Consider the following 17,805-nt stretch of genomic DNA (forward strand, 5'->3'; position numbering starts at 1 on the left):
CGTGTTGAGCAGGCAATCGGGTGAACTCGGTCGGTCGGTGCGTCGTACCGGTCCGAGACGTCAGCCGGTGCGCAGCTCCGCGGGCAGCTGGGCGATGGCGTGCGGTGCCAGCAGCCGGGCGTACTCGAGCGACACGTGGTTGGCATCCCGGTAGACCGCCAGCGACCCGATGCGGGCGTAACACCATGAGGTGTCACACAACCGGTCGGTCAGGTCGATCACGGACATCGGCGCCTTCCAGGCAGCCCGGGCGACCTGACGCTGGTCGTCACGCTGCAGCGCGGCGTCCCGGCGAACCGCACAGGCCAGCACGTCGTCCGGATGCTTGAGCAGGCAGGTCGGCACGCTGGTGCCGATGGTTCGCGGCGTCCCGGAGATCAGGTGCAACCGCCGCCCGCCCGCAGCCAACTCGCGCCACGCGGCGGTGAAGCCGTCGACGCCGGGATCGTTCAGTGGCCGTCCGGGCATCGACGTCCAGGTGTAGGCACCGGGTTTGGCGGCGAGGAAGATGTCGGTGATCTCGGGGTGGGCCGCGATGTCGGCCAGGGCCAGACGGGTGAAGGACTCGCACGCCACCTGCCGGGCATCGCCGTTCTCGCGGGGCAGGATCCGCCGGGCCAGCGTCATCGGGCACGAGCCCTTGACGTGCACCAGGACCTTCCAGCGCAGCTGCTTGCCCATCTCGTCGAGCAGCGGTGTCCATTGCGCGGCATGCGAGTCACCCAGGAGCGCTACCGTGCGCCGCGCGCCCTCGGTGGCGCCGACCACGCAGGTCTTGAGCAGCGCGGAGACGAGCGACTGCTGGCAGGACGTGAGGATCGCGCTGTGGCCCTGGTCGGCGACCTGGGCCGCCGGCACGACCAGGGGGCCGTCGCCCTCCACCGGGAGGCACCGTGCCCCGGGTTCGAGCGTCTTCGGCCCGAGGCAGGCAGCCATGCGGGCCGCATTGCGTTCGGCAGCGAGTCGATCGGCCCGTTCGCGGCTGTCGAGCTCGCGGTTCACCCCGACATACCCCACGGTGAACACGAGCATGCCGGTCACCGCGAAGGCGAACGCCCGGCGAGGTGCCGCGGCCAGCCAGGGCCGGGTGCGCAGCGGATCCTCGACGAAGGTCTTGCTGGCCCAGGCGAGCACGACGGTCAGGGCCAGGACGAGAAGCTTCTCCGGCCAGCGCAGCTTGTGCCCCGTGACGTAGGGGAAGAGCACGATCAACGGCCAGTGCCACAGGTAGATCGAGTACGAGATGTCCCCGATGAACGTGGCCGGCCGCCGGCCCAGCCACCAGCCGGGAGTGTGGCCACGACCGGCTCCGGCGAGGATCACGGCGGCGGTGCCGAGGACGGGCAGTGCCGCGATCCAGCCGGGGAACGGGCTGCGTTCGGTGTACATCACGCCGGCGATCAGGACGGCGACCAGGCCCACCCAGCCCAGCGCCGTCCGGATCGGGCCGTCGGGGGTCCCCGGGCGTCCGGGAATCAGGGCGATCAGCGCCCCGACGGCGAACTCCCAGGCCCGGGTGAAGGTGCTGAAGTAGGCCACCGGCTGATCGGCGGCCGTCATCACGACCGAGGCGATGAACGAGGCCAGTGCCACGACCCCGAGCGTGCCCGCCACGGCGGCGCGGCGCCGTCCCAGGTCTGCCGGGGTGCCGGCGCCGCTGCGTGCGGTGAGGTCGACCGTGGCCCGGTGGCGCTGGGCGGCCAGCCACAGCGCGCCGACGACGAGCAACGGCCAGACCGCGTAGAACTGCTCCTCGACCGACAGCGACCAGTAGTGCTGCGCCGCGGTCGGCTCGTTGTCCTGCGCCATGTAGTCGACCGCGTCGGTCTGCAGCACCCAGTTCTGCACGTAGAGCGCGCTCGCCGTGATCTGGCGGATGGTGGCGGCCCACACCGTCTGGGGTGCCAACGCCAGGGTGCCGACGGCGCCGAAGGCCAGCACCAGGAAGCTCGCCGGCAGCAGCCGGCGGATCCGGCGAGCCCAGAACCGGACGACGTTCACGCTGCCGGTTCGGGCGACCTCGCGGAACAGGTGTGAGGTGATCAGATAGCCCGAGATCACGAAGAAGACGTCGACCCCGACGTAGCCGCCGCCGAGCCGGCGTGGCCACAGATGGAAGAGCACCACCAGTCCCACGGCGACCGCGCGCAGCCCCTGGATCTCGGGGCGGAAGCCGTCTGCCGACGGGGCGGTCTCGTGGCGCGGGGGACCGGCGGTCGCGAGGATACCGGGCGACCTGCTCATCGGCTGGGGAGCCTACCAGCGGTGGCTCGGAGCTCAGAGCTCAGAGCGGCGTCACGCCGTGGGCTGTCAGGTGGGCCTTCAGCTGCGCCCGGGTGTCGGGGGGCACGGTGGTGAACTCCACGCCTGCCTCGTCACCGCCCGCCCCGGGCCGCTGGATCGTGATGCCCTCCGCGGTGACCGGCGCTCCGCCGAGGGTGAAGCGGATCCGGACGGCGGTCCCCGCGGCCAGGTGGCCCACCCCGCTGCACCGCAGCCCGCTCTCGCTGACATCGAGCAACTGCGCGTCGACCGTGCGCCCCCCGGCACTGACCTGCACCGTCCCGCCGGCGGGAACGCGCTGATGCCGGCGACGTTCCAGCCGCGTGGTCAGGTTGGTCATCGACTCGACACGCTCGACGGCGCCCCGTACCTGCTCCTGCAGGGTGGCCACGACCGAGAACTGCTCGGCCGCCACCTGCCGGAGCACCCCGGTGGCATCGTTCACCCCGCTGATGCCCTGGCTCATCTCGGTCAGTGTGCTGGCGACCGCACCGGCATGGTCGGCCAGGGTTCCGATGGTCGCGGTGATCGCCGTGGTCGACCGGGCGGTCTCGACGGCCAGTTCCTTGACCTCGCCGGCCACCACGCTGAACCCGCGCCCGGCCTCGCCGGCCCGGGCTGCCTCGATGGTGGCGTTGAGCGCCAGCAGCTTGGTCTGGTCGGCGACATTGGCGATCAACTGGGCCATCGTGCCCACCTCACGCAGGCTCGCCTGGAGTTCGCCGACGACACGATCGGCGTGCCCGGCGCGCTCGACCACGGCCCGGGTGACGGCCTCGGTCGCGCTCACCCGCTCGTCGATGGTGCCGGCTGCGTCGCGGACGCGTTCGACCTGGGCGCCCAGCTCGTTCAGGTCGGTGGTCACCGACCCGGCGGTCTCGTCGATCACGGCCTGGGCGCGATGGCGGACCTGCACCTCGGCGGCGCGTTGCTGCTCGAACGAGGCCGCCAGGGTCCGTTCCCGTTCGGCTGCGGCGGTCGCGATCTCGGCGTCCTGGGCGGCCAGACTCTCGAGCACGGTGTTGAACGCCGTGCCCACCTGGGCCACCTCGTCGTGGTCGTGGCGGTGGCCGTGGATGGCGATGCGGGTCGATCGGTCGGCGCTCCCCGAGGCGATCGCCACCATGGTGTCCCGTACCCGGGTCAGGGGAAGGATCACGAAGATCCGCGTACCCAGGGCCAGGGCCAGGATCATCACGGCCACGATCACGCCGGACGCCACGGACAGCAGCCGCAGCACGCCCTGGCGAGCCTCCACCACCTTCAGGTCCGCCGCGGCGTCCGCAGAGGTCAAGGTGGTGGCACGGTCGAGTGTGGGCATGATGTCGTTGGAGGGCTCCAGGTTGCCCCGGGTCGACAGGTAGACCGCCCGCCGGACGTTGCCCGCCTGGGCCGCGGCGCGGGTCTGGTCGGCAAAGCCGTTGTAGCCCTGGTAGTCCGTGCGCAGCCGGGTGAGTTCGGCACGCAGCTCGGCCGACGTGGCCAGGGCCAGCGCGCTGTCGAGGTGCTTGCCCATGGCGGTGCGTGCCTCGACCGCCTGCTGATAGGTGGTCTCGGCCAGGTCGTCCCCGGTGGTGTCGCCCGCCAGGACGGCGACGTACATGTTCATCTGGTCGTCGTAGTTGTAGAAGTCCGACCGCAACGCCCACATGGTGGCGTCCAGCTGGGCCGACCGGTCCCGGTACCGGGAGAGCGCCGACGAGGACGAGTGCGCCATGAGGAACACGCTGATCGAGGCCGTCAACGTGACCAGGAAGACGGCGGCGAAGCCGATCACGGCCCGACGTGCCACGCTCATGGTGCCCCCTCGCAGCCGCCGGCGATGTGGGGTCGGCCGACGACGAGTTCTGGTGACCGGTCGCCATGAGGCATCGGTGCCCTGGCGCCGAGGCTTGATCGAGCAGCGGCTCAGGCCCCCGAACGGGCGAAGCGACCGCGTGCTCAGCGCCGGGTCGGGCGGGGGCAGGTCACGAGCCGGCGGAGAGCAGGCCCGGAACCATGCGCATCAGCTCTCGGGTGAACGCGATCAGCGTGCCCAGGCACCAGGACCCCGTGACCACCAGGGCGACCGCGGCGACCGCGAGTTTGGGCAGGAACGTCAGGGTCTGCTCCTGGATCTGGGTCGCCGATTGCACGATCGACAACAACAGGCCGATCACCAGGGTCGACACCAGGACCGGCCCGGCCACCTTGGCAGCGGTCAGCAGGGCCAGTGCCACGATGTGGATCACGCTGTCGGACACGGGATCTCCCGTCTACCGGTAGGTGCCGAGCAGGGTGGTCACGATCAGACTCCACCCGTCGACCATGACGAACAGCAGCAACTTGAACGGCAGTGAGACCAGGGCCGGCGGCAGCATGACCATGCCCAGGGACATCAGGATCGCGCTGACCACGAGGTCGACCACCAGGAACGGAATGAAGATCACGAAGCCGATGATGAAGGCGCTGCGCAACTCGCTGATCACGAAAGCCGGGATCAGCGTGCGGAGCCCGACGTCGTCACGAGTCTCCGGCCGCTCCTTGCCCTCGGCCTTGGTCATCAGCGCCAGTTCGGCATCGCGGGTGTGCTCGAGCATGAAATCGCGCAGCGGCGGGGTGCCGGCCTCATAGGCCTGCGAGATGGTCTTGCTGCCGTTCAGGTACGGCGCCACCGCGGCGTCCTGCATCGCATCGATGGTCGGCCCCATGACGAACAGCGACAAGAACAGGGCGAGCCCGACCAGCACCTGATTGGGCGGCACGGTCTGCGTGCCGATCGCGCTACGGGTGAGCGACAGCACCACGACGATCTTGGTGAACGAGGTGCACAACAGCAACAGGGACGGCGCCACCCCGAGCACCGTCACCAGCACGATGATCTGGACGACGCGACTCGGCTGCCCGGGGACCGACACCGTGATGTTGGGGTCGGCGGTCACGCTCGGCGCCGTGGGATCGCTCGGCTTCGGCACCGGTGTCGGGGCGGCGGGTGCCGAGATCGCCGGTGGCCCGGCGATCGACCGGGTGGCCGACGCCGTGATGGTCAGGGGTCCGGCGTGGGCGGCCGGGGCGGCCAGCACCATGGCGCCACCGCAGATCGCGGCGGCGAGCAGCATCCGGACGAGGCGTGCCATGGATCAGCGCCGCGCGGTGAGGTCGCGCAAGGCCTCGAGGCCCTGCTTCCAGGTGCGGGGGTCGAGTACCGAGCCGGTGCCGGCGCGTCGCGTGCCCGGAATGTCGAGGCCGGGGGTGGTGCCGGGAGTGTCACGGTCCGGGCGGGGCAGGCTCGCGGCGTCCAGGGTCGTCAGCAGGCTCACCGACTGGGCCGTGATCCCCAGCACCAGGGCGGCCTCACCCACCTGCACCACGGCCAGGCTGGCCTCGCGGGACAGCCCCACTCGATCGATCACCCGCAGTCCGGCGCCGGGTCCGCGGACCCCCGACCGGCGCACGAACCGGGCCAGCAGTACCGCGATCATGGTCACCACCAGCAGCGACAGCACGACCCGGCCGAGCAGGGCCAGATCGTCGGCGGTGTTCACGGCATCCTCGCGAGTCGATGTGAGTTGGGTGAGTTGGCTGGGGCTGGGTCGGTGGGGCGGTGCGTCAGGGTCAGATGGCGTCCTGGGTGACGATCTCGGTGATCCGCAACCCGAAGCTCTCGTCGACGACGACGACCTCTCCGCGGGCCAGCAGCGTGCCGTTGACCAGCAGATCCGCGGGTGCCCCGGCCAACCGGTCCAGTTCGACGACATCGCCCGGGGCCAGGGCCAGTAGCTGACGCACCGTCATCCGGGTGCGACCCAGCTCGCAGGTCACCTCCATCTCGACGTCGCGCAACATGTCGATGCCCCAGCTCTTGCCGGCCACCGCGGCGGTGGTGGGCCGGGCCGGGGGCGGGTCGTCGAGGGTGACGCCCACGAAGGCGGCCACGGCGTCGTCCAGCATCAGCGGCACCAGCACGGTGATGCCGCCGGTCAGCACCTCGAGACAGTCCTCGACGCCGATGCCGGTCGGCTCGCCGTCGAGGCGGCTGCCGAGTGCGCCGGCCAGCGACTCGAAGGCGGGCTTGAGCGCCTGCGCCGGTTCGACGGCCCCGAACGGGGTGCCGGCCAGGGCATCGACCAATTCCTGCCCGACGACCAACAGGGCCTTGCCCTCGGAGCCGCTGCCCAGGTAGCCGGTCACGGCGGCACCGGCGGGGTCGGGCAGCACGGCGGCTGCGACGTCCGAGGCCGGCTCGCCGACGACCAGCGGTGAGGCGCTGGGGATCTGTGGCAGCGCTTCGGTGACCGCGGCGATCACCCGTTGCGCGGTCCGTGCCCAGGCGCCGGCGTCCGCGGCGGGCGCCTGGGCGTCCGGGACGAGCGGTGAGGCGGAGAAGCTCATGGGACGGCCTCCTGGTGGGTCGGACGTGGGATCGGTCAGCGGGCAGAGACGATCAGGACGGCGAGTTGCCGTCCCGAGGCGCCGGGGATGGCGTGGGCGAACACCGTGGACGCCGACGTCACCGCCATGGGGGTGGTCGTGCGGTGCGGAAAGGCGAGCACATCGCCGACGGCGAGTCGGCCGATGGACTGGGACGACATGCGCAACGGCTCGAATCGGATGGCGACATCGACATCCACGTCGGTGAGACGCCGTTGGGTCTGGAGGGCCGCGGTGGTGCGGACGCGGGTCTGGTCACCGTCGTCGTGGTGGGTGGCCAGATCGAGCGCGGGGGAGAGCATCGCGTACGGCAGGCACAGTGACAGCTGGCTCTCGCGCTGGCCGACCGCCAGGTCCATCGTCGCCACCACGACGGGGTCGGTGCTCGCCGCGGCCTGGACGAACCGGGCATCGGCCTCGAGGGTGAGCAGTTGTGGCCGAACGCCTTTGGTGATCGGCTCGAGTGCGTAGGCGAGTTCGTTGAGCAGGCGGGTGATGAGCTGACGCACCAACGCCTGCTCGATGTCGGTCAGCGGCCGCTCGGGCTGCTTCTCGCTGCCCATCCCACCCAGCTGGTGGTCGATCATGGTCAGCAGCGTGGCGAGGTCGAACGTCATCAACGCCTTGCCCGACCAGGGCTCGAGATTGAGGACGGCGCACACCGAGTGGTCCTTCATGCTGGACAGGAACTCGTCGTAGCTCAGTTCCTCGATCTGGGGCGCCCCGATCTGGCACACCGCGCGAAGGCTCGTCGTGAGCACGGTGGTGGACTGGCGACCGAAGGTCTGCATCGCCACCCGCAGCAGGTGCGCGTGCTCACGGGCCAGCCGGACCGGCCGCCGGAAGTCGTAGGTGCGTGCCTCGCCCCGCCGGCGTCGCATGTTGCTGGTCGGGCCGGTACTCACATCAGCAGGCATCGGATGGCCCCGAGCGGGTCTTGAGCCGGGCGGTCACTGCATCACGAACTCGGTGAAGTAGACGTCGTAGATCTGGTCCTCGTACAGCTCGGTGACTTCCTTGACGAGCTCCTTCTTCGCCTTCGAACGACCCTTGGCGGGGATGAGCTCGTCCATGGTCATGTTGCTGAACAGGGCGATCGCGGCGTCCAGCGCCTTGGCCCCGGAGACGTCCTCGGTCACCTCGGCCGTTGCCTGCAGGGCCAGGCCGAGTTTGAGGAAGTGGCCACCGCTCAGGTTGATCGAGATCGACTCGAGCTGAACCACGGGGCCCGGCGCGTGGGACACCGACGGCGAGGGCTTCGCCGCTGCTGCGGCTGCATCCTCGCTCGGCTTGAGGAAGAAGAAGGCTGCGCCACCGATCACCGCCACCAGGGCGATGATGACGATGAGCTTCTTCTTGCCGCCGCCGGCCTTGGCGTCGTCCTTGGTCTCATCCTTGTCGGCCATGGTGCTCCCCTTCGTCAGCCCTCGTCACTACGTCGGCTGATTCGGGTGCGGCCTTGATGTACCGGCCGGCGCTCAGGGGTTGTCGAGGGTGGGGCCGGCCTCCTCGGTCGGTGAGGGCTCCTCGCTGGGCTCGGCACTCGGTGTCGCGGCGGACTCGTCGTCGGGGGTGGCCTCCTCGTCGATCGACTCCTCGCCGGTCGGCTCCTCGTCCTGCGACGTCTCGTCCGTGGCCTCCTCGTCGGCGGCGGTGTCCTCCGTCGCATCCCCGGGTGTGCTCTCCTCCGGCGTGTCCTCGTCCGTGGCGTCGGGTTGGTTGGCCGCAGCGGCCACCGCCCGCCCGGCGGAGTTGTCGATGGAGGCCAGAACGACGATCTCGACCCGGCGGTTCACCCGGAGGGCCTCGATACCCGTGCCCGCCTGCAATGGGCGGGTGTCGGCGAATCCGGTGGCCGACATCCGGTCCACCGGGATCTTCTGGGCCAGGTGGCGCAGCACTCGCGTGGCTCGGTCGGTCGACAGCTCCCAGTTCGTCGGGTACTGGGCGGTGTGGATCGGGATCGAGTTGGTGTGCCCGTCGATGCTGATCCGATTCGGCAGGGCCGCCAGGGTCGGGGTGACCACGTCGAGGATCTGCTGGCCCTTCGGCTGCAGGACGGCGCTGCCGTTGTCGAACAGCACCTTGTCGGTGGCAATGGTGACCACGAGCCCGCGCTCGTCGATCCTGAATGTGGCGCTCTTGGACAAACCCGCTGCGGCAAGGGCCTTCTCGATGTCCTTCTGCGCCTTGGTCAGCTTGGAGGCCTCCTTGGCCGCGGCCGCCTTGGCCAGTGAGTTGACCAGCTCGGCGACCTTCTCGGGCGATACCTGCGGCTCCTGATTGGCCGTGCGGCTCTCGCCCTTGGCCGATCCGTCGAGGTTGACGCTGTCCGGAGCCACCGCGCCGCCCGGGTCGAGCAGCTGGTCGCCGCCGTGCAGGATCGCCACGGGTGCACCGAACCCTGCCTTGAGCCCGTTCTTGAGCGCGGCGAACTTCTTCATGTCCACCTGGCTGACGGCGAACATGACGATGAACAACACCATGAGCAGCGTCATCATGTCGGCGTAGCTGACCAGCCACGCCTCGTGGTTCTCGTGCTCTTCGTGCTCTTCGTCGTGGCCACCCCGGCGTTTGCCGTGGCCGCCGCCGTGACCACCGTCGCCGCTCATGCCGCTTCCTTGGCCTCAGGTGGTCCGCCGGGCACGTCCGCCACGATCTTCGCGCGCAGCTTGGTGGCCACCACGCGGGGGTTGGCCCCGGCCTGAATGGCGAGCACGCCGTCGATGACGATCTCCATGCGGTTCGCCTCGAGGGCCACGAGGGCCTTGATGCGCTTGCTCCACGGCAGGAAGATCACGTTCGCGGACAGGATTCCCCAGAAGGTGGCGAGGAACGCCGCCGCGATCAGACCACCGAGCTTCTCGGGCTTGTCGAGCATTCCCAGGGCGTGGATCAGGCCCATCGTGGTACCGATGATGCCGATCGTCGGGGAGTACGCCCCGGCCGCGCTCCAGTAGGCGCTGCCGGCGGTGCCGGCGGCCTTGCGAGCCTTGACCTCCGCCGACATGATCTCGTACACATCGTCGGGGTCGGTACCGTCCACGGCCAGCTGGAGGCCGCGTTTCATGAACTCGTCCTCGACCGACTCGATCTCGGATTCCAGGGCCAACAGGCCCTCTCGCCGAGCTTTCTCGGCCAATTTGACCAGGGGCTCGATGCTGGCGTTGAGATCGACCTTCTTGGCGGTGAGGTCGTAGATGACCCACTTGAAGGCGCCGATCGCCCCACCCATGGTGGTCGAGGCCGTGCTCACCGCGAAGGTGCCACCGAAGATCAGCACCAGCGCCGCAGGGGCGAACAGGTGCAGCGGATTACCACCTTCGAGCACATTCGAGACCATGATCGCCGCGAAGGCGACACTGAAGCCGATGATGCCTGCCGGGTCCATGGTTCACTCCCCCCGCTGCGGCATGCGCAGCACGCTGGCGAGTGAGGCGTCGAGAGACGCGCACTCGCCCATGGCTTCGTCGACGCCTTCGCTGGTGGCCCGGTTCGACGTCTTGAACAGAGATGGGTGGCGGCTGACGGCCCGCGCGGCCGCTCGATCGCGACAGAGGTCGTGGGCCTCGGCCACCACGGTGGCCCGCCAGGTGCGCACCAGCTCGACCACCTCGACCAGCGGCTCGACCACCATGATCTTGTGGCCGTCGACCATGGTCAGCAAGGTGTCCGGCGTGCTCTCGGCGCGCTCGATCAGGTCGGGGTTCACGGCCACCTCGTGGCCGCCCAGGCGGGTCAGGATGATCACGGTATCCGTCCTTGGATCCTCGGGAGGCCGTTCCGTGGCCTCATATCTCGCATCGGCAGCCTGCGGCCAGGTATGAGCCGGCGGGGCGCGGTGATCGCCGTCGGATCGCGCCATCCCACCCCGTAGCGGGGGTGGAGTGCGATCAGACGGCGATCACGCACGATGCGTCATCGCTTGAGGTCCACCAGTTCCTGCAGCATCTGGTCGCTGGTGGTGATCACCCGTGAGTTCGCCTGAAACCCGCGTTGAGCAATGATCATGTTGGTGAACTCCTGCGCCAGGTCGACGTTGCTCATCTCCAGGGTGGAGCCGAGCAGCGTGCCCCGGCCGCCGCTGCCGGCGATACCGATCTGAGGCAGGCCGGAGTTGGCCGTCTGGACGAACGCGGTGTTGCCGACCTTCTCGAGGCCACTCGGGTTGGTGAAGTTCGCCAGCGCCAGCTTGCCCAGCGACTGCTTCTGCTGATTGCTGAAGACCCCGATGATGGTGCCGTCCTGGTCGATCTGGAACTGCTGCAGACTGCCGGCAGCGGCGCCGTCCGTCGCGGTGACCGAGAGCGACTTCGGGCCGCCGTAGAGGCTGGCGCCGTCCATGTCGAAGTCGATCAACGTGCCGTCGTCCAGGGTCAGCGACGCCGCCGTGGAGTTGGGGTCGTCATAGGCGCCGGTGCCGTCGAAGGCCAGCGTCCCGGCGCTCGCGATCGACGAGGCATCGGTGAGGTCTGTGACAGTCACGGAAAAGCCGGTGCCCGCAGGGCTCAGCAGGATCGAGATCGAGTGCGACACACCGGATTTGTCGTACACGGTGGCGCCCAGGGTGAGGGGGGCCGCGGTGGCGTTCGTGATGTTGCCCGCCATGGTGACCTTGGTCGACGGGGTGGGCGGGATCATGGTACCGGCCGGCACGATGATGTCATCCAGCGGGCCGTCGGGGTTGATCAGGCCGTTCACCCCGGGCCAGCCCTGTACCCGCATTCCCTCGGAATTGACCAGCCGGCCGTTGGTGTCGAAGTTGAACGCGCCGGCGCGAGTGTAGGCCTGCGTGCCGTTGCTCACCACGAAGAACCCGTCACCCTGGATCATCAGGTCGGTGGTGCGCCCGGTGCTCTGCGCCGAGCCCTGCCGGAAGTTGGTCGTGATGCCGCCCAGTTGAACGCCCAGACCGATCTGGGCCGGGTTGAGACCGCCCAGGCCGGGGGTGGGGGTGCCGGCGCTGCGCACGATCTGGCTCAGCGTGTCCTCGAAGGTGGTGGCACTGCCCTTGAAGCCGGTCGTGTTGACGTTGGCGATGTTGTTCGACGTGACGTCCATCAGGGTCTGGTGTTGGCGCAGACCGGTGATGCCGGAGAAGAGGGAGCGAAGCAACGGGTCCTCCAGTGACGGGACAATCCAGAAGTCGGCGTCCGTGCCGGAAGGCCCGAGAGGCATCGTGCCGTCGGGGTGGTGCACGGTGACAGGTCGACGCTGACCTGCCACCGAGATCGAGGAGCGGTCAGCTTCCGCTGGTCGAGTTGCCGGATGAGGTGCTGGACGACGAGGTGCCGGTCGGGGTCGTCGACACCCCGGTGACGGCGGTCAATTCGATCTTCAGGCCGTCGATCGTCAGGTTGGGTGTGGACGAGCCCAGCGTGGCGGCGGTGACCAGGCCGCTGCGGCTGATGCCGGAGGCGTCGGTGTAGGTCACCGTGCGCCCGACCAGAGAGGTGGCGGTCTGGCTGCGCGAGGAGTCCAGCACCTGTTGCTGCAGTTCGGTGAGCTGCTGCATCTTCTCCACCGCAGTGAACTGGGCCGTCTGCGCCATGAACTGCGAGGAGTCGGTCGGGTTGCTGGGGTCCTGGTACTGCAATTGGGCCACCAGCAGTTTGAGGAACGTGTCGGTGCCCATCGCGGTGCGGTCGGCGCCGGCCGAGAACGTCGTGCCATCGGATCCGGTGATCGTGGGCGTCTTCGCAGTGCCGATACCTGTCACGCTGCTCATGCGGCTGCACTGTCCCTTCGCTGACCGTGGCCGTCGGCTTCCCGTCGGCCGGTTGTGGTGGTTATCAAGGTGTTCGACGGATCAAACCCGTACATCGAAGCCCTCCGTGGTCGAGTTCACCCGGGTGGCCGACCCGGCCTCGTCCCGGTCGAAGCGCGAGGTCGTCCGTTCGGCTCCCGGCTGCTGGCCGGACCGGCCCCGGGGGCCGCCCGTGTCGCCGTCGGTCTCGCCGGCGCCCGGTCGGCGCTGCGGTGAGCCCTCGGTGGCGCTGTCCTGCAAGGCCACCGACGCGAGGTCGAGGCCTGCCTCGGACAGTTGGTCGCGCAGGTGGTCCATGCCCTCGCGCAGGGTGGCGATGGCGGTGATCTCGCCCGACATCGACAGCTGCACGCTCGCCCCCCGGACGTCGACCGTCACGGTCAGGTCGCCGAGGTTGTCCGGCGACAGGTGCATCACCGTGCGATGGGTACCGTCGCGCAACGTCCGCAAGCCGCTGACGTGCTTGACGACCTGTGCGGCCAGATCCTGGGGACTGCCTGGGGTGTGGGGTGTCCGGGCGGCCTCCGGGCCGGTGGCGGGCTGGTTCGCCGCCGACGCCTGGACGCCGCCGGCGCCGGCGACGGGCGTGGTGGTGGCCGGTGTGGCCTCGCCCGAGGCCGCGGCAGGTGTCGAGGCGCCCCCGGACGTCGGCGACCCTGCCGACGGGGAGTCGCCGGCCTCGACCGAGCCGGTGGACTCGAGTCGTCCGGTGGGCTGGGGATCGTCCTCGGCGGCGGGGGCGATCGGCTGCGCAGCAGCCACCGGTGGGGCGACGTTCGTGGCAGGGGCGTTCTGCGGCAGCGGAGTCGGCGTGTTCGAGGGCGCCGGGGCGGACGACGGCAGGGCCGTGGCCTGCTGACTGTCGACCGGGCTCTCCGAGCCTGCCGAGGCGGGCACGCCGTCGATCCCCGAGGCGGTGCCTTCCCCGGTGTCGGCCATCGGGGTCTGTTGTGCAGCTGTCACGCGGGGAGCCGAGGTGGCCGCCTGCGCTGTCGCCACGACGGTGCTGGTCGCCGGGTCGAGCAGTGCGGCCGCGATCGCGGCCGCCGGGGCGGTGGCTGCCGGGGTGGCCTCGGTGGGGGAACCATCGGTCGGGGAACCGATCAGGGAACCATCGTTCGGGGCCGGACTCGTGGCGGCTACCGGTGTGGCGGCGACGTCCGGTGCGGTGGGGGTTCCCGACTCGGCCGCAGAGGCCGAGGTGGCCAGGGCGGCAGCGAACGACACGGAACCCTCGGTAGGGAGGGAATCGACTGTCCCGGTGGCGGTCTCACCCGCCGGTGTCGGTGCCGCGGGGCCGGCGGGCTGGGTGATCGGGCTCGAGGCGGTACCGCTCGTGCGGGCCGCGCCGACCCGCTCGGTGGGCGTCGCCGTCTCGACCGCGGCCTCGGATCGGTGGCGGCCGGGGGGTACCCGCGTCGGTGCCTCGGGCCGGGCCTGCTGCGCTGCCGGGGTGGCGGCCGGCGCCGGGGTCGAGGTGGCGGCCTCGGAGGACGGATCGCGCGGCGGACGGGTGCTCGCCGGACGCCGCACCGGACGCCGCGCGCGGTTGCCGGCCCGTTCCTGCGGTCGCTCCTCGACGCTCGGGCGAGCTCGTTCCGGCAGATCCGGACGGGTGTTCTGCGCTGCCGTCGACTGCCGGGCGGCCAGCATCAGTGCCTGGTGGAACGCCGCCACGGTGGCCGGGTTCGGGGCTTGTGCCTGGCTCGGGTCGGCGCCGATCAGTTCACCGACCGTGGCAGCGGTGGTGCGGTTCGTGGTCACGGTCATCGCAAGGCCTCCTGGTACTCGAGCACACGTCGGACGTAGGTCTGGGTCTCGGAGTACGGCGGGATGCCGCCGTACTTGCGCACCGCTCCGGGGCCGGCGTTGTAACCGGCCAGGGCGAGGTCGACCCGGCCGCCGAACTGCGACAGCAGGTCCTTCAGCAGTCGGGCGGCGCCGTCCACCGCCTCGGCCGGGTTGTAGGCGTCGACGCCGAGCGATCGTGCCGTGCCCGGCATGAGCTGCATCAGGCCCCGAGCCCCTGCGCCACTGACCGCACGGGGGTTGTACCCGCTCTCGGCCTTGGCCACTGCCGACAGCAGCGACGCATCGACCCCGTGGCGGCGGCCCGCTGCCGTGAACAGGGCGGCGTAGGGGCCGGTGACCGAACCGGCCGTGGCGGCACTCACGCGACCGAGCGCGCCGGTGCCGCTCACCCCGGACGCCACGGTCGCCCCGGCTGCCTCGTCCACCGCCGGGGTGACCCGGCGGATCGACGAGGGGGTACCCCACAAGGGGTGCACGCCCACGGTCTTGCCGGTACGGGGGGCATCGATCATCTTGCCGTTGCCGACGTAGATCCCCACGTGGTGAGCCGGTTTGCCGAAGAACACCAGGTCGCCCGGACGCGCCGCCGCCAGTGAGGACACGGCCTGCCCGGCTCGGGACTGATCTGCGGCCACCCGCGGCAGGTCGATCCCGAGCGAGCCGTAGACGTACTGCACCAGTCCGGAGCAGTCCACCCCCGTCGCGGGATCCTCTCCGCCCCAGACGTACTTCACCCCGGTGTACTGCTGGGCCTTGGCCACTGCGGCGGCGCCGAGATCGCCTCTGGGAGCCGAGGTGGCGCCGGCAGCGGCGGTGACCCCGGTCGCTCCCGTCGATCCCGACAACCCCGCCAGGGCCTGCACCAGGGCGGTGGTGTCGGAGGTCGAGGTGCCGTCCTGCGAGCCCATGGCCTCGGCCAGCAACGAGGCGAACCCGGCTGCGGTGCCCGAGGCAGATGTGCCGCTGCCCGACCCGGCGTTCGTCCGCCCCGACCGAACGCCCAGCAGGGACTGCAACTCCCCGATCCGGGCCTGCATCGCCCCGAACGACTCGGGAACCGGAGCGGTCATCGGGGCTCACCTCCCGCCACGACATCGGTGCCGACCGGGCTGCCGAGCAGCCGTGGCATGCCGGCGGCCAGGTCGTCGATCAGGCGCTGCTCGTGACGGGCGTCGGACTCGGCCAGGGCGAGGCGGTGGCGGTCGTGCAGCGCCTCGACGGCCCGCAGTCCTGCCCGGGCGGTGTGCCAGGCCTCGACGGCGGCGGCCACCTCGCTCTGCCGGGTGATCACGACGGCGGCTGCCTGATCGGCGCGCTCGCGCAACAGATCACGACGCAACCCGGCGGTCACAACGTCCTGCGAGTCGGCCAGTGCCGCGGGAACGCAGGTCAGGACGGCCTGCTGCAACGCCGCATGCTCCAGCTCGGCATCGATCAGGGCTCGCCGGGCAGCGCCGAGCTCCTCGGCTGCGGCGTCCAGCCGGACGGCGCGCAACCGCTCCAGCGTCTGCAATCGGAATCGGCGGCTCATGTGGTCTCACCCGGCAGCTGGCCGCCCAGCGCCTGAGCCAGCTGAGCCCAGGCCTGCTCGGCCGGTACCGCGGTATCCGGACGCTGCCGCAGGAAGTCCTCCAAGCCGGGTCGCAGCGCGATGGCCAGGTCGACGTCGGGGTCGCTGCCCGCCGCGTAGGCGCCGACCTCGATCAGCTCGCGCGCCTCGCGGTGGGCAGCGAGCAGGCGGCGTGCCATGGCCGCCAGACCCAGCTGGTCCGGCGTGCACACGGCCCGCTCGACCCGCGAGATCGACTCCAACACATCGATACTGGGAAAGTGCCCGGCTGTCGCGAGGCGTCGCGACAGCACGATGTGACCATCGAGGATGCCGCGTACGGTGTCACCGATCGGGTCCTGCAGATCGTCGCCCTCGACGAGCACGGTGTACAGCGCGGTGATGCTGCCGTCCGCCCCCGGCCCGGCTCGCTCGAGCAGCCGGGGCAGCATCGCGAACACGCTGGCGGGGTAGCCGCGGGTGGCCGGTGGCTCACCGGCGGCCAGAGCCACCTCGCGCTGCGCGAGTGCGGTGCGGGTGATCGAGTCGACCACCAGCAGGACGTCGAAGCCCTGGTCGCGGAACCACTCGGCCATGCGGGTGGCGGTGAACGCCGCGGTGAGCCGCAACATCGACGGGTCGTCCCCGGTGGCCAGCACGATCACGGTGCTGGCCCGGGTGACCTCGTCGAGGGTGTCCTCGAGGAACTCGCGCACCTCTCGCCCTCGCTCGCCCACCAGGGCGACCACCCGCACCGGCGCCGAGGTGCCGCGCACGGCCATGCCCAACAACGTCGACTTGCCCACGCCGGAACCCGCCATGATGCCCACCCGCTGACCGGCCCCGACCGGGATCAGGGTGTCCAGCGCGCGCACGCCCGTGGCCAGGGGGGTGTCGACCCGCCTGCGGTGCAACGGGTTCGGCGCCGAGGCCTCCAGCGCCACCGGGACGACGTCGCGCAGTGGGCCGGCGCCGTCCATGGGGCGGCCGAGGGCGTCGACCACCCGACCGAGCAGCCCGTGGCCGGCCGGCACCAGGGCGGGTCCCCCGGTGGACACCACGGCGCATCCGGCACCGATACCCGCGGTGGTGCCCAGCGGCATACAGGTGGCACCGGAGCGATGGACCGCGACCACCTGGGCCGGCACCGAGCCGGCATCGCTGAGCACGTGCACCAGGTCGCCAACGCCGGCGCGAATGCCCTCGACCCGGATGCCGAGCCCCACCACGTCGGCGACCAGGCCGTGCACCGTGGGCCTGGCGACCGGCAGGGCGGCGGTGAAGCGGTCGGCGAGCAGGGTCGTCAGCGATTCGATGGCGGCCCGATGGCTGAGAAGGTGCTGTCCGGTCACCCGCGCAGCACCTCCTCGGCGGCGGCGATCGCCCTGGGCAACGACACGTGCAACCGTTGCGTGGGGGTCAGCGCCAGGACATCGCCGACGGGCACCTCGGCGTCGGCGACGATCCGGACGTCGTCCGGGATCTCACCGGCGAGAGCGGCCAGGTCGGCGGCGTCAGCGGGGTTGAGCCGCAGCGACACCACCTGGTCGCCCTCCGCGAGCAGCCGGATCGCGGTCCGGACGGCCTCCAGCACCGGCGGTGTCACGGAAGAGAGCTCGCGGTCGAGTACGGCCCGCGCGATCGCGATCGCCCCGTCGGTGAGTGCGTCGGCCACGTGGATCCAGGCCGGGTGCGTGGTGCGGTCGAGCGCGTGGACGGCCTGGGTCAGTTGGTCCAGCACGGTGCGGATCCGGGCGGCCTCGGTGGCTCGCTCGGCGGCGCGCAGCTCGGCCCGGCGGGCGCTCTCGGCGCCCTCGGCCTCGGCGGCGGCCCGGCGTCCCTGAGCCCACCCGGCGGCGTACCCCTGCGCACGGCCGGCCTCGCGCCCCTGCTCCATCGCCTGGTGCACCAGCCGCTCGATCTCGGGGTCGATCCAGGCCATGCCGCCGACCCCGGGCACCAGCGGGCGGTCGAATCTCATCGC

18 protein-coding genes are annotated in these 17,805 nt (G+C 70.8%); all 18 read right to left on the reverse strand.

The features are described 5' to 3' along the window. Positions 1-60: 60 nt before the first annotated feature. The 18 genes from IPK24_02470 to IPK24_02555 all read right to left on the reverse strand — a co-directional run bounded on the left by IPK24_02470 (position 61) and on the right by IPK24_02555 (position 17,802). The gene (locus IPK24_02470) at positions 61-2,244 is read right to left on the reverse strand and encodes an acyltransferase (protein MBK8074435.1); all 2,184 of its coding nucleotides are present in this window, start codon (positions 2,242-2,244) and stop codon (positions 61-63) included. Between the two features lie 40 nt (positions 2,245-2,284). Further along, positions 2,285-4,081 (reverse strand): methyl-accepting chemotaxis protein, encoded by a 1,797-nt coding sequence (locus IPK24_02475; GenBank protein ID MBK8074436.1) that lies wholly within the window; start codon positions 4,079-4,081, stop codon positions 2,285-2,287. A 169-nt stretch (positions 4,082-4,250) separates the two neighbouring features. Next, complete coding sequence (locus IPK24_02480) at positions 4,251-4,526, reverse strand: flagellar biosynthetic protein FliQ (GenBank protein ID MBK8074437.1); 276 nt, start codon at positions 4,524-4,526, stop codon at positions 4,251-4,253. Positions 4,527-4,538: 12 nt separating this feature from the next. Beyond that, on the reverse strand, positions 4,539-5,399 hold the full coding sequence (gene fliP, locus IPK24_02485; GenBank protein MBK8074438.1) for a flagellar type III secretion system pore protein FliP: 861 nt from the start codon (positions 5,397-5,399) through the stop codon (positions 4,539-4,541). A gap of 3 nt (positions 5,400-5,402) precedes the next feature. Next, entirely contained in the window at positions 5,403-5,744 is a 342-nt protein-coding gene (locus IPK24_02490; GenBank protein ID MBK8074439.1) for a flagellar biosynthetic protein FliO, read from the reverse strand. A gap of 133 nt (positions 5,745-5,877) precedes the next feature. Further along, positions 5,878-6,654 carry a flagellar motor switch protein FliN gene (gene fliN / locus IPK24_02495; GenBank protein MBK8074440.1) on the reverse strand — a complete coding sequence of 259 codons (777 nt, stop codon included), beginning with the start codon at positions 6,652-6,654 and terminating at the stop codon, positions 5,878-5,880. A gap of 35 nt (positions 6,655-6,689) precedes the next feature. After that, the gene (locus IPK24_02500) at positions 6,690-7,598 is read right to left on the reverse strand and encodes a flagellar motor switch protein FliM (protein MBK8074441.1); all 909 of its coding nucleotides are present in this window, start codon (positions 7,596-7,598) and stop codon (positions 6,690-6,692) included. A gap of 45 nt (positions 7,599-7,643) precedes the next feature. Beyond that, entirely contained in the window at positions 7,644-8,099 is a 456-nt protein-coding gene (locus IPK24_02505) for a flagellar basal body-associated FliL family protein (GenBank protein MBK8074442.1), read from the reverse strand. 72 nt (positions 8,100-8,171) lie between these two features. Further along, complete coding sequence (locus IPK24_02510; protein MBK8074443.1) at positions 8,172-9,305, reverse strand: OmpA family protein; 1,134 nt, start codon at positions 9,303-9,305, stop codon at positions 8,172-8,174. Further along, positions 9,302-10,084, reverse strand: coding sequence for a MotA/TolQ/ExbB proton channel family protein (locus tag IPK24_02515; protein MBK8074444.1), 783 nt, complete (start codon positions 10,082-10,084; stop codon positions 9,302-9,304). Before IPK24_02515 ends, IPK24_02510 begins: the two co-directional genes overlap by 4 nt. 3 nt (positions 10,085-10,087) lie before the next feature. After that, positions 10,088-10,444, reverse strand: coding sequence for a flagellar FlbD family protein (locus IPK24_02520; GenBank protein ID MBK8074445.1), 357 nt, complete (start codon positions 10,442-10,444; stop codon positions 10,088-10,090). A gap of 167 nt (positions 10,445-10,611) precedes the next feature. Beyond that, positions 10,612-11,808 (reverse strand): flagellar hook protein FlgE, encoded by a 1,197-nt coding sequence (locus IPK24_02525; GenBank protein MBK8074446.1) that lies wholly within the window; start codon positions 11,806-11,808, stop codon positions 10,612-10,614. A gap of 127 nt (positions 11,809-11,935) precedes the next feature. Then, positions 11,936-12,421, reverse strand: a complete 486-nt coding sequence (locus IPK24_02530) for a flagellar hook capping protein (protein MBK8074447.1) — start codon at positions 12,419-12,421, stop codon at positions 11,936-11,938. An 81-nt stretch (positions 12,422-12,502) separates the two neighbouring features. Beyond that, the gene (locus IPK24_02535) at positions 12,503-14,230 is read right to left on the reverse strand and encodes a flagellar hook-length control protein FliK (protein ID MBK8074448.1); all 1,728 of its coding nucleotides are present in this window, start codon (positions 14,228-14,230) and stop codon (positions 12,503-12,505) included. Beyond that, complete coding sequence (locus IPK24_02540) at positions 14,227-15,309, reverse strand: transglycosylase SLT domain-containing protein (protein MBK8074449.1); 1,083 nt, start codon at positions 15,307-15,309, stop codon at positions 14,227-14,229. Before IPK24_02540 ends, IPK24_02535 begins: the two co-directional genes overlap by 4 nt. A gap of 29 nt (positions 15,310-15,338) precedes the next feature. Continuing rightward, complete coding sequence (locus IPK24_02545) at positions 15,339-15,803, reverse strand: flagellar FliJ family protein (protein MBK8074450.1); 465 nt, start codon at positions 15,801-15,803, stop codon at positions 15,339-15,341. Next, entirely contained in the window at positions 15,800-17,128 is a 1,329-nt protein-coding gene (locus IPK24_02550; GenBank protein MBK8074451.1) for a FliI/YscN family ATPase, read from the reverse strand. The genes IPK24_02545 and IPK24_02550 overlap by 4 nt, the downstream gene beginning before the upstream one ends. Positions 17,129-17,169: 41 nt before the next feature. Then, positions 17,170-17,802, reverse strand: coding sequence for a hypothetical protein (locus IPK24_02555; protein ID MBK8074452.1), 633 nt, complete (start codon positions 17,800-17,802; stop codon positions 17,170-17,172). Positions 17,803-17,805 lie beyond the last annotated feature (3 nt).

This window comes from Kineosporiaceae bacterium (genome assembly GCA_016713225.1).
Lineage (GTDB): Bacteria > Actinomycetota > Actinomycetes > Actinomycetales > Kineosporiaceae > JADJPO01.

Bases quoted from the DNA above. Each gene is read 5' to 3' on its own strand.
- IPK24_02470 (MBK8074435.1), bottom strand. From the start codon at position 2,244: ATGAGCAGGTCGCCCGGTATCCTCGCGACCGCCGGTCCCCCGCGCCAC.
- IPK24_02475 (MBK8074436.1), bottom strand. From the start codon at position 4,081: ATGAGCGTGGCACGTCGGGCCGTGATCGGCTTCGCCGCCGTCTTCCTG.
- fliP (MBK8074438.1), bottom strand. From the start codon at position 5,399: ATGGCACGCCTCGTCCGGATGCTGCTCGCCGCCGCGATCTGCGGTGGC.
- IPK24_02490 (MBK8074439.1), bottom strand. From the start codon at position 5,744: ATGATCGCGGTACTGCTGGCCCGGTTCGTGCGCCGGTCGGGGGTCCGC.
- fliN (MBK8074440.1), bottom strand. From the start codon at position 6,654: ATGAGCTTCTCCGCCTCACCGCTCGTCCCGGACGCCCAGGCGCCCGCC.
- IPK24_02505 (MBK8074442.1), bottom strand. From the start codon at position 8,099: ATGGCCGACAAGGATGAGACCAAGGACGACGCCAAGGCCGGCGGCGGC.
- IPK24_02510 (MBK8074443.1), bottom strand. From the start codon at position 9,305: ATGAGCGGCGACGGTGGTCACGGCGGCGGCCACGGCAAACGCCGGGGT.
- IPK24_02515 (MBK8074444.1), bottom strand. From the start codon at position 10,084: ATGGACCCGGCAGGCATCATCGGCTTCAGTGTCGCCTTCGCGGCGATC.
- IPK24_02530 (MBK8074447.1), bottom strand. From the start codon at position 12,421: ATGAGCAGCGTGACAGGTATCGGCACTGCGAAGACGCCCACGATCACC.
- IPK24_02535 (MBK8074448.1), bottom strand. From the start codon at position 14,230: ATGACCGTGACCACGAACCGCACCACCGCTGCCACGGTCGGTGAACTG.
- IPK24_02540 (MBK8074449.1), bottom strand. From the start codon at position 15,309: ATGCAGGCCCGGATCGGGGAGTTGCAGTCCCTGCTGGGCGTTCGGTCG.
- IPK24_02545 (MBK8074450.1), bottom strand. From the start codon at position 15,803: ATGAGCCGCCGATTCCGATTGCAGACGCTGGAGCGGTTGCGCGCCGTC.
- IPK24_02555 (MBK8074452.1), bottom strand. From the start codon at position 17,802: ATGAGATTCGACCGCCCGCTGGTGCCCGGGGTCGGCGGCATGGCCTGG.